The following is a 12,637-nucleotide window of genomic DNA, read 5'->3' on the forward strand; positions in this document are numbered from 1 at the left end:
AATATTCTAATTAAGAAAGTGCCGCTTTCACTTGATCTGCAGCTTCTTGGAATTCAACAGCAGATAAAATTGGCATTCCTGAATTATCAATTAATTCTTTTGCAATAGCTGCATTTGTACCTTGTAAACGAACAATGATTGGCACTTTAATAGCATCACCCATATTTTTGTATGCATCAACAACTCCTTGTGCCACACGGTCACAACGAACGATTCCACCAAAAATATTAATCAAAATTGCTTTTACGTTTGGATCTTTTAAGATAATACGGAAAGCAGTTTCAACACGTTTTGCATCAGCAGTTCCACCTACGTCAAGGAAGTTAGCAGGCTCAAAACCAGCATACTTGATTAAATCCATGGTTGCCATAGCTAAACCAGCTCCGTTCACCATACATCCTACTGTACCGTCAAGATCTACATAATTTAATCCTACTTCTTTCGCTTCCACTTCGATTGGGTTTTCCTCACGAATGTCACGCATATCAGCATATTTCTTTTGTCTGTATAAAGCATTATCATCAATATTTACTTTAGCATCTACAGCCATGATTTTATTGTCAGATGTTTTCAAAACCGGGTTGATTTCAAACATCGAAGCATCAGATCCAATGTAAGCATTGTATAAAGAATCAATGAATTTTACCATTTCTTTGAAAGCATTTCCAGAAAGACCTAAGTTAAAAGCAATTCTTCTTGCTTGAAAACCTTGTAATCCAACAGAAGGATCAACTTCCTCAGTAAAAATTAAATGAGGAGTGTGTTCCGCAACTTCTTCAATATCCATTCCACCTTCAGTAGAATACATAATCATGTTACGACCTGTAGCTCTATTCAACAATACAGAAACATAAAACTCAGAAGTTTCACTTTCACCTGGATAATAAACATCTTCCGCAATTAAAACTTTATGTACTTTTTTACCTTCGGCAGAAGTTTGTGGTGTTACTAATTGCATTCCTATGATTTGTTCTGCAATTTCTTCAACTTGTTGTAAGTTTTTGGCAAGCTTTACTCCACCACCTTTACCGCGTCCACCTGCATGAACTTGGGCTTTTACAACATACCAACTTGTACCGGTTTCGGTAGTTAATTGTTTTGCAGCAGCAACGGCCTCTACAGGGCTGTTAGCAACGATTCCGCGTTGAATGCGAACTCCGTAGCTAGCTAAAATCTCTTTTCCTTGATATTCGTGTATGTTCATAATATAGAATTTGTCTGGATTCTGAATCTATTTCAGAATAAAAGTGCCACAAAAATAGCAAAATTAAATGTAACTGTTATTTTTTTTTGATTTAATGTTGCGTCAAAATTAGAATTTGTCGAACTAAAGTGTAACTTTTTTCGAAATAAAAAAATATAAAAATTAGCTATGAATTTGTTATAAATATCCCTGTAAAATGAGCGGTACAACATTTCTTTCAAAATTATCTAAACGGAGACTCTTATTGGGTTTTCTCATTGTAGATAAACCATTTCGAATGCCTATAAATCCCTTTATTGTGTTTTATTTAACCTTTTTCTACTATTACTGTAAAAAAAAGCCATTTTTAACTTTTACCCCTATTATCTGTTACTAAATCTTTAATTTTGTATAAAAATATTAAGCATGAAAGTTAAAGAACAAGGCCTTTATTTGCCCGAATTTGAACACGACAATTGCGGAGCAGGTTTCATTTGCAACCTTAATGGAATCAAATCAAATGACATAATACACAAAGCATTGGATATTCTAATCAAACTAGAACACAGGGGTGCTGTGAGCTCGGATGGCAGAACTGGCGATGGAGCTGGAATATTATTTGATATCCCTCATGATTTCTTTAAGAAAGTGTGTGAATTTGAAATCCCCGAGACAAAACAATATGCAGTAGGAATGGTTTTTATGCCAAAAAGTATAAACCAAGTTGTTTTTTGCAAAACTACTTTTGAGACCTCAATACGCGAACAGAATTTAGAAATAATCGGATGGAGAGACGTACCAGTTGATGCAACAAATTTAGGACGAATTGCCGGCGAGAAAGAACCAACAGTTAAACAAGTATTTGTAGGTAAAAATGGTTTAGACCTTACAGAACAACAATTTAATGCTAAATTGTTTGCAGCCAGAAAAATAGCAGAGCACGCAATCCGAAATTCAAGAATTTCAGAAAGTCACATGTTTTATTTTTCCAGTTTCTCAACTACGACTATAATATATAAAGGTTTGTTGATGCCGGAAGACATCAGCAGGTATTATACTGATTTGTTAGATGATGACTTAGTAACCCGTTTAGCCTTAGTCCACCAACGCTTTTCTACCAACACCTTCCCTTCTTGGGAACTAGCACAACCCTTCCGCTACATGTGTCACAATGGAGAAATCAATACACTTCGTGGGAACATCAGCCGTATGAGGGCTCGTGAGGAATTGATGCAAAGTGATGTATTTGGTGATGATATCAAAAAATTATTCCCAATTATTTTAGAGGGAAAATCAGATTCCGCTTCAATGGATATGGTAATTGAATTGCTATTGATGACAGGTCGTTCTTTGCCGGAAGCCATGATGATGGTTGTTCCTGAAGCTTGGGAAAAACACCAAACGATGTCAGCCGACAAAAAAGCGTTTTATGAATATAATGCTTGCATCATGGAGCCTTGGGATGGTCCGGCTTCTATTCCTTTTACTGACGGAAACGTCATTGGTGCTTTATTGGATAGAAATGGATTACGTCCTTCACGCTATACATTGACTAAAAGTGGTTTTGTAATTATGTCTTCAGAAATTGGTGTTCTCGACATCAAACCAGAAGATGTAGTACAACACGGTCGCTTAGAACCCGGAAAAATGTTCCTTGTGGACATGAATGAAGGTCGAATTATAGAAGATGATGAGATCAAAAATGCTATTGCTACAAAACATCCTTATCAGAAGTGGCTTGATGATAATCTAGTACAACTAGCTCAAATACCTTATACTGATAATCCAATTCCTGTAGAAAACATAAATTTTGAAACTAGACAGAGGCTTTTTGGATATACGCTTGAAGACTTAAAAACGATCATAAACCCAATGGGAACAAAGGGAGCTGAGGTCTTAAGTTCTATGGGTAATGACACTCCATTGGCCGTTTTATCAGATCAGCCACAACTTTTATACAACTACTTCAAACAGTTGTTTGCACAAGTTACCAATCCGCCATTAGATGGTATTCGCGAAGAAATCATTACCGATATTAGCCTAGCTATTGGTGGCGATTATAATATTTTTGATATTGTTCCAAAACATTGCAAGAAATTAAAAATCCAAAACCCGGTTATTTCAAATGAGGATTTAGATAAAGTAAAAAATATTAATCATGCTGATTTCAAATCAGTAACAATTTCTACTTTATATGATATCGAAAAAGGTGCTAACGGATTAGAACGTGCTTTAGAAAGAGCAGTTCAAGCGACCTTCAAAGCAGTTAACGAAGGATGTAATATCGTGATCATTTCGGATAGAGGCGTAAGCGAAAAAATGGCTCCTATACCAATGCTATTAGCTTGTTCCTACATCCATCATTCGATGAACATCCTCAAGTCTCGTTCTAAGTTCGGAATTATTATCGAATCTGCAGAACCGCGCGAGCCACATCATTTTGCATTATTATTTGGTTACGGAGCCAGCGCAATTAATCCTTACATGGTAAATGAAATTATTCATGATCAGGTTAACCAAGGTTTTATCACTGGTATAAAAGCAGATTACGCTATTAAAAACTACAATAAAGCGATTGCAAAAGGAATCCTAAAAATCATGAATAAAATTGGTATCTCGACATTACATTCATACCGAGCTGCACAAATTTTTGAAATTTTAGGATTAAATAAAACATTCACTTCTAAATATTTCCCTTACACACCTTCTAGAATTGAAGGAATTGGTTTGATGGAAGTCGAAAAAGAAATCAAGAAAAGATACCAAAAAGCATTTCCAAATTCAAAAGTCAGCAATTTATTGCCTTTAGAAATTGGTGGAATTTACAGATGGAGAAGATCAGGAGAAAAACACATGTTTAATCCAACAACGATTTCTAAATTGCAACAAGCAGTTCGTTTAAACAGTCCTGAAAGTTATAAGGAATATGCTACGATGGTTAACGACCAAAGCGAAAACTTAATGACCATTAGAGGTTTATTTGAATTTAATAATTTAGATCCAATTCCAATAGACGAGGTAGAACCTTGGACCGAAATTGTAAAAAAATTCAAAACTGGCGCCATGTCTTATGGATCTATCAGTCAAGAAGCGCATGAAAATCTAGCGATTGCCATGAACAGAATTGGTGGAAAAAGTAATTCTGGAGAAGGTGGAGAAGATCCAAAACGTTTCCAAAAAGACTTAAATGGAGATTCTAGAAATAGTGCCATCAAGCAAGTAGCTTCAGGAAGATTTGGCGTTTCTATTAACTATCTGACCAATGCGAAAGAGATTCAAATAAAAATGGCTCAAGGTGCAAAACCTGGCGAAGGTGGACAGTTACCAGGCGAAAAAGTAGTACCTTGGATTGCTGAAGTGAGAAATTCAACGCCTTATGTTGGATTAATTTCTCCGCCACCACACCACGATATTTATTCTATTGAAGATTTATCGCAGTTAATTTTTGATTTGAAAAATGCCAATCGTGAAGCAAGGATTAACGTAAAATTAGTTTCTGAAGTTGGTGTTGGAACAATTGCTGCGGGTGTTGCTAAAGCCAAAGCCGACGTGATTTTGATTTCAGGATACGACGGAGGGACTGGAGCTGCACCTTTAACTTCACTGCAACACACCGGTATTCCGTGGGAACTTGGCTTAGCCGAAGCACAGCAAACATTGATTCTAAATGATTTAAGAAGTCGCGTAGTTTTAGAATGTGATGGACAATTAAAAACTGGTCGTGATGTAGCTATTGCTGCATTACTTGGAGCCGAAGAATTTGGTTTTGCAACTGCTCCTTTAGTAGCCTCTGGCTGTATTATGATGAGAGCCTGTCACTTAAATACGTGCCCGGTTGGTATTGCAACACAAGATCCCGAATTAAGAAAAAATTTCAAAGGAACGCCGGAACACATTATCAACTTCATGTATTTTATTGCTGAGGAGTTAAGAGAAATCATGGCGCAACTTGGATTTAGAACGCTGAAAGACATGGTGGGACAATCTCAAAAATTGAATGTAAATAAAGCTATCAAACATTATAAAGCAAGTGGATTAGACTTATCGGCTATTTTATATAAGCCAGAAAAAGCTAAAGAAGTTCCAAATCACAATACGACTACCCAAGATCATGCGCTGGAACACGTACTTGATTTTGATATCATAAAAGCAGCTATTCCATCTATTTATAGAAAGGAAAAAACAAGAGTCACGTTTGATATTAAAAATACGGATCGTTCCGTTGGAGCTATTTTGAGTAATGAAATTTCAAAAATATATGGTGCCCAAGGATTGCCTGAGGATACCATATTAGTCGATTTCACAGGATCGGCAGGACAAAGTTTTGGTGCTTTTGCTACCAATGGATTATCCTTTAAAATACATGGAAATTGTAATGATTATTTAGGCAAAGGACTTTCAGGAGCAAAATTAATTATCAAAGTACCACCAACAGCTACTTTCAAACCAGAGGAAAATATTATCATTGGAAATGTGGCGCTTTATGGAGCAATCACTGGTGAAGCTTATATAAATGGTATGGCTGGAGAACGTTTTTGTGTTAGAAATTCTGGAGCAACAGCAGTTGTAGAAGGAATTGGAGATCATGGATGCGAATATATGACCGGAGGAACTGTAGTCGTTTTAGGAAAAACAGGAAGGAATTTTGCAGCTGGTATGAGTGGAGGTATCGCTTATATTTTTGATCCAAATAAAAAATTCGACTCCACAGTGTGTAATATGGAGATGGTCGCTTTTGAAACATTGGAACAAGAAGACTTCTCTAAACTAAGACGTTTGCTAAAAAATCATTCTATGTACACCAATAGCCCTTTAGCAAAAAGAATTTTAGAAGATTGGGAAAACCAAAAAGGCCTATTCATCAAAGTAATGCCAACAGATTATAAAAAAGCATTATTGCGATTAGCCGAAGAAAAACAAATTGAAGAACTACTAGCACTATAGTTATGGGAAAGATAGGAGGATTTAAAGAATACAATAGAACGGACGAAAGTTATATCGTTGTCGAGGAACGAGTATCAAACTACAATGAGTTTACAATACAATTAGAGAAAGACAAAATCAAGGAACAAGGCTCCAGATGCATGGATTGTGGAATTCCTTTTTGCCATAGCGCCTGTCCATTAGGGAATTTGATTCCTGATTTTAATGACATGGTGCATCAAGAAGAATGGGAAAGTGCTTTGAAAATATTACAATCAACCAATAACTTTCCTGAATTTACAGGCAGATTATGCCCTGCACCTTGCGAAAAATCATGTGTTTTAGGAATCATTAGTGAGCCTGTTGCCATTGAAAATATTGAAAAAAACATTATTGAAAGAGGTTTTGCTGAAGGTTGGATAAAGCCACAACCACCCGAAATCAGAACAGGAAAAACAGTCGCTGTAATAGGCTCTGGTCCTGCTGGTTTGGCGGCTGCACAACAATTAAATCGAGCAGGACATACTGTCACGGTTTTCGAAAGAGACAATGCTATTGGAGGTTTATTAAGGTACGGTATTCCAAATTTCAAACTAGAAAAAGCAATTATTGACAGACGAGTTACTGTTCTAGAAGCGGAAGGAATTACTTTTAAAACGAATGTAAATGTTGGTGTAAACTACAGTGTTGAAGAATTGAATACTTTTGATTCTATCGTGTTATGTGGAGGTGCAACCGAAAGAAGAAGTTTACCTACCAAAGGAATAGAAAGTAAAGGAGTTGTTCAAGCAATGACTTTCTTAACACAACAAACAAAGTCACTATATGGTGAAGTAATTCCTGATCAAATAATGGCTACTGGCAAAGATGTAATTGTTATTGGTGGTGGAGATACTGGTTCTGATTGTGTAGGAACTTCAAACAGACACGGAGCTAAATCAGTTACTAATTTTGAGATTTTACCAAAACCACCTGTTGGGCGCAGTGAAACCACACCTTGGCCATTTTGGCCATTGCAATTAAAAACATCTTCTTCACATGAAGAAGGTTGTGATAGAAACTGGTTAATCAACACCAAAGAATTCATTTCTAATGAAAAAGGAGAACTTGTTGGTTTAAAAACTGTTGAAGTAGCCTGGAAAATGACCCCTGGACAAAGACCAGAATTAATCGAAAAAGAAGGTTCTGAAAAAATCTGGCCTTGTGATTTAGCTTTAATGGCACTTGGATTTACGGGTCCTGAAAAAACACTAAGTGATCAATTAGGATTAGAAACGGATATGAGAAGCAATTACAAAGCAACAAATTATCAAACGAATGTTCCTCACATCTTTACAGCAGGAGACATGCGAAGAGGACAATCCTTAATTGTATGGGCAATCTCGGAAGGCAGAGAGGCAGCGAGAGAAGTAGATAAATACTTGATGGGCTATACCAATTTACCTACCAAAGGAAATGGTGACTTACCCAGTTTATAATTCATAAAAAATATTTGTAACCCTTGATATAGAATAATATCAGGGGTTATTTTTTTTAAAGAACTAAGATTAAATGTTTAAAATATAACTTTTTGTTATATTTTGTTAGATTGCAAAAAAGAACTTGTAAGATTTGATAAAGAATAATAAATTTGCTCAAAATTAATAGCCATGCAATCAAAAGACTTACTACAATTAACAGAAAAATTTGGCAGTCCAATCTACGTTTATGATGCCGAAAAAATACAATCTCAATACAATAGATTAACTAAAGCTTTTTCTAAAGTAGATAAGTTACGCATCAATTACGCCATGAAGGCATTATCAAACGTAGCAATACTAGAATTACTAAAAGAAATGGGAGCTGGTCTTGATACGGTCTCTATTCAAGAAGTACTGCTAGGTCTTCATGCCGGATATGCACCTGAAAAAATATTTTATACCCCAAATGGTGTTTCTCTTGAAGAAATTGAAGAAGTAAATGCAATGGGAGTTCAAATAAATATTGACAATTTATCGATACTAGAACAATTTGGTACCAAACATCCTAATGTACCAGTTTGCATAAGAATAAATCCACACGTAATGGCTGGTGGAAACACGAATATTTCAGTAGGACATATTGATAGCAAATTTGGAATTTCAATTCATCAGTTGCCACATCTTGTTCGTATTGTTGAAAATACAAAAATGAACATTGTGGGTATTCACATGCACACTGGTTCTGATATTTTGGATATCGAAGTGTTTTTATACGCGGCGGAAATACTTTTTGATGCAGCTAAAAACTTCAAGGATCTTGAATTCCTAGACTTTGGAAGTGGCTTTAAAGTACCTTACAAAAAAGATGATATAGAAACTGATATTGAAGAATTAGGAAAAAAATTATCCAAAAGATTTAAAGCTTTTTGCTTAGAATATGGCAAAGAACTAACCTTAATATTTGAACCTGGTAAGTTTTTAGTAAGTGAAGCAGGCTTCTTTTTAGCAAAAGTTAATGTAGTGAAACAAACAACTTCGACCGTTTTTGCCGGAATAGACAGTGGTTTTAATCATTTGATCAGACCCATGCTGTATGGATCGCAACACCATATTGAAAACATTTCTCATCCTAAGGGTAAAGAACGTTTTTACTCTGTAGTAGGATATATCTGCGAAACGGATACTTTTGCTAACAACAGAAGGATTTCAGAAATTAAAGAAGGGGATATTTTATGTTTTAGAAATGCAGGGGCCTACTGTTTCTCGATGGCATCAAACTACAATTCTAGATATAAACCCGCTGAGGTTTTATGGTTAAATGGTGAAGGTCATTTAATTCGTGCTCATGAACGCTTTGAAGATCTACTTCTAAACCAAATTCCGTTACCTGTAACAACAGCAGCTATCTAAACTCCTAATCCCTTTTGTATCGGCAAAAGGGATTTTTTATTTCACAAAATGATACCCATTCAAATACGATTTCATTTCTATAAAATAATCAATCCTTAACATACTCCACGAAGTAGTTTGGTTACATTTGGAATTCTTACAAAAATCATAAAAAAATGAACAGACGGAAATTTTTCAAGAATAGTTCTTTATTTGCAATTGGAGCTACGGTACTAAATCCTTTTGAAGGAAATGCACAAGAACTAGATTTTGATACTTTAAAAAACAATAAAAAAGCAAAAAATATCATCGTTATTGTTAGTGATGGAATGAGCATCGGCACCCTAAATATGGCAGATCTATACTTGAATAGAAAAACAGGAAAGGGAAGCAACTGGATTCAATTATATAAAGAGAATAAAGCAACTCGCGCATTAATGGATATGGCCTCGGCATCATCAATTGTAACAGATTCTGCAGCTGCAAGTTCATCTTGGGGAAGCGGCTTTCGTGTCAAAAATGGTTCGTTAAATATTGGAACAAACGGAGAAGAACATCTTCCTATATGGCAAAAATTCAAAAAAGCAGGAAAAATGGCCGGTTGTGTAACTACAGTTCCAATAACACATGCCACTCCAGCAGGATTTTGTATTGCTTCAAAAAGCAGAAATAGTCAGGAAAGTATTGCTGAGATGTATCTTGATTTGAAATTTGACATAATGATGGGTGGCGGAAATAATTATTTCTCTCCCGAAAGTCGCAAAGATAAACGCGATTTGTACCAAGAATTTTCCAATAACGGATTTGCAGTGGTTAAAAACAGAAGTGAAATGATGGATATTGATAACAGCAAACCAATTCTTGGATTATTTCATAACGATGGGCTTCCCTATTCTAGAGATAGAGAAAGCAGTAAAGAATTGACCAGCTCTATACCTACTTTAGCAGAAATGACTTCGCGTGCAATTGATAAAATGAAAGATCATCCAAATGGTTTTGTTCTTCAAGTTGAAGCTGGAAAGGTGGATTGGGCAGCACATGGTAACGATATTACCGGCTTAATTTATGATCAAGTTGCTCACGACGAAGCAATAAAAGTTGCAATTGATTTTGCCGAAAAAGACAAAAATACTTTAGTGATTATTACAACGGACCACGGAAATGCAAATCCTGGAATTATTTATGGAAATGATGCTAATACAAATTTTGATAGCATTCAAAGGTACACACAAACAAACGATTGGATTTTAAATGGAATTGGTCGCGAAACTACCGTGTCGCAAGTACTAGAAAGAATTGAATATGCCAATACAACTATATTACAAGAGCATGAGGCCAAAGAAATTTTGAGTTTTTATTCGAATATTAAATTGGAAGAGGGTCTTTATAATCCTAAACATTTACCGTTTCAGGTTTTAGCTGATATACAAAAAAAATATAATTCCGTGGGATGGATTAGTATGAATCATTCTGCAGATTATACTGAATTAGCAATGTATGGTCCAGGAAGTCACTTATTAAAACCATTTATAAAAAACACAGATTTACACTATCTTATGTTAGAAGCAGCTGAAATTGAAAATAAGTTTTAATTTAACAGCATATAATATTTCAAAAAAAATCCCGTCTTTACAATTAAAAGACGGGATTTTTTTATTTTTAGCCAACGTAACTTATTTGTCAATATCCAACAGTGTTTCTAATACTTCAGATTCTGTGCCATTTGGGAAAGGAATTTTTAGCATTTGCGAAAGTGTTGGTGCAATTTGGGTAATATACTTTTTAGCATGCAACTCTCCTACAGGAATTTTCCATCCATAAAAAAGCAAAGGTACATGAGTATCATAACTATTAGGAGTTCCATGGGTAGTTCCTGTAGCTTGATATTGCATATAACCTGCTTTATCTAAAACTACAATTTGACCGTTTTGTTTTGGATCATAACCATTGGCAATGAAACTTAAAAAATAGTCATCACCAGACGATGCTAATATCTCTTCTTCAGTATACACTCTTTTGACTTGTTCTTGTGTCATTAAAAAAGTTTTGAAACTTTGTTTTACGGCAGTCAAATCTAATCCTTTGTCCTTAATAATTTTTGTATCAAAATAGAGATTAAAATTAGAGTAATCCAAAATTAAATTAATACCAAAAGTTTCATTGGAAAAGTTTTTTAATGCTGAAACAATATCTTTAGAAGGAATATTTTTAACGTTGTATTTATTGTCTTTTAAGTAATTTGGATTTTCTGCACCTGCATGATCAGCAGTAAGAAAAAGCAAATAATTATCTTTTCCAACGGTTTTATCTAAGTACAATAAAAATTGTGCGATGGTTTCGTCTAAACGTAAATAGGTATCTTGTAACTCCATAGAACGAGGTCCAAATGTGTGACCAACATAATCCGTGGAAGAAAAACTAACAGTCAAGAAATCCGTATCATCATCCTTTCCTAATTCTTCTTTTTCGATTGCTTTAATGGCTAAATCTGCTAAAAGATCATTGCCAAATGGGGTCGATCTAATCACATCTGCTCCTTTGTCTTTATATATTTTACTTAAGTCGTATGGAAAAACTGGTGCACGATCTTTATCTAATTTGCCCTCATACGGATTATTATCTGCAAGGCTTTCGTTATAAGTTGCTAATGGCTTCAATAAATCCCATCCCTTGTTAATATAATTCATGTAATGTTTTTCCTTATTGAACTTTGTTACCCAATCGGGCAATTCGGAACCATAAAAAGTACTTGAAATAAAAGCGCCACTTTTACTATACCAAAAAGCCCAATCCGCAAAATGTCCTGCAGGAAGTATAGCACCGCGATCTTTGATACTCAAACCTATTACTTTTCCTTTAAAATTAGTAGCCATTCGCAGTTCATCTGTGATTGTAGTACTAAGTAGATTTTTGGGAGACATGGCCCCCTCTTCATCAGTACCATCACCTAATGTTGTCACCGATGAATCATCAGTGCAATATACATCTTTTCCTGTGGCCCTGTTGAACCAATTATTTCCAACAATACCATGAGTAGAAGGAGTGGTTCCTGTATAAATACTAGCATGACCAGGTGCTGTATAAGTAGGTACATAATTATAATGCATATTGTGAAAAGTATATCCATTATTCATTAATCTTCTAAAGCCGTTTTCAGAAAAATCCTCAGAAAACCTATACAAATATTCCATTTTCATTTGATCTACGACTAAACCTACTACTAATTTGGGACGTTGTTGAGCTTCAGAGTATAAAGTCATTATAAAAGCCAAAAACAAAAAAAATCTTTTCATATTATTATTTTATATTTTGAACAAAAATACAACTTAAAGTTTGATCCAACCCATGACTAATAAGTAAGGTTCTAAAGTTAATCATTTCTTAACTTAAATAAAGAATATCCATACAAAAACAGACTCAAGTCTGAATGTTGTGAAAAATTTTAAATATCAACATTTGTATTTTAAAATAGAATCAAATGCAAGATTCTCCTTATAGCAAACTTATTAAATTATTTTTACTACTCCACAGGTTTTGGGAGTGGCAAATAGGTTTTGGGATTGAAGCGATTGATGCTATATTTTGCGAAGCCTTCGAAGAGATAAAAAACAAAAAACCCCATTCCGATAGGAATAGGGTTTTTAAAGAAAGGCGACGACATACTCTCCCACATAACTGCAGT

General features: G+C 35.0%; 6 protein-coding genes. 4 read left to right on the forward strand and 2 right to left on the reverse strand.

Annotation, left to right across the window (positions count from 1 at the left end):
- Nucleotides 1-10: 10 nt before the first annotated feature.
- A complete protein-coding gene (gene sucC, locus ACEN2F_RS07485) occupies nucleotides 11-1,204 on the reverse strand; it encodes an ADP-forming succinate--CoA ligase subunit beta (RefSeq protein ID WP_367751788.1) in 1,194 nt (397 codons plus the stop codon).
- A gap of 405 nt (nucleotides 1,205-1,609) precedes the next feature.
- Between sucC and gltB the strand changes: the two genes are divergently transcribed.
- The 4 genes from gltB to ACEN2F_RS07505 all read left to right on the forward strand — a co-directional run bounded on the left by gltB (nucleotide 1,610) and on the right by ACEN2F_RS07505 (nucleotide 10,547).
- A complete protein-coding gene (gltB, locus tag ACEN2F_RS07490; RefSeq protein WP_441737532.1) occupies nucleotides 1,610-6,127 on the forward strand; it encodes a glutamate synthase large subunit in 4,518 nt (1,505 codons plus the stop codon).
- Between the two features lie 2 nt (nucleotides 6,128-6,129).
- Nucleotides 6,130-7,584, forward strand: coding sequence for a glutamate synthase subunit beta (locus tag ACEN2F_RS07495; RefSeq protein WP_441737534.1), 1,455 nt, complete (start codon nucleotides 6,130-6,132; stop codon nucleotides 7,582-7,584).
- A 171-nt stretch (nucleotides 7,585-7,755) separates the two neighbouring features.
- Entirely contained in the window at nucleotides 7,756-8,976 is a 1,221-nt protein-coding gene (lysA, locus tag ACEN2F_RS07500; protein ID WP_441737536.1) for a diaminopimelate decarboxylase, read from the forward strand.
- A gap of 155 nt (nucleotides 8,977-9,131) precedes the next feature.
- Entirely contained in the window at nucleotides 9,132-10,547 is a 1,416-nt protein-coding gene (locus ACEN2F_RS07505; RefSeq protein ID WP_441737538.1) for an alkaline phosphatase, read from the forward strand.
- Nucleotides 10,548-10,628: 81 nt separating this feature from the next.
- Here the strand turns inward: ACEN2F_RS07505 and pafA are convergent, their stop codons facing one another.
- Complete coding sequence (gene pafA / locus ACEN2F_RS07510; RefSeq protein ID WP_441737540.1) at nucleotides 10,629-12,248, reverse strand: alkaline phosphatase PafA; 1,620 nt, start codon at nucleotides 12,246-12,248, stop codon at nucleotides 10,629-10,631.
- Nucleotides 12,249-12,637: the final 389 nt, after the last annotated feature.

The sequence above is a fragment of the Flavobacterium sp. W20_MBD1_R3 genome (assembly GCF_052119725.1).
Taxonomy (GTDB): domain Bacteria; phylum Bacteroidota; class Bacteroidia; order Flavobacteriales; family Flavobacteriaceae; genus Flavobacterium.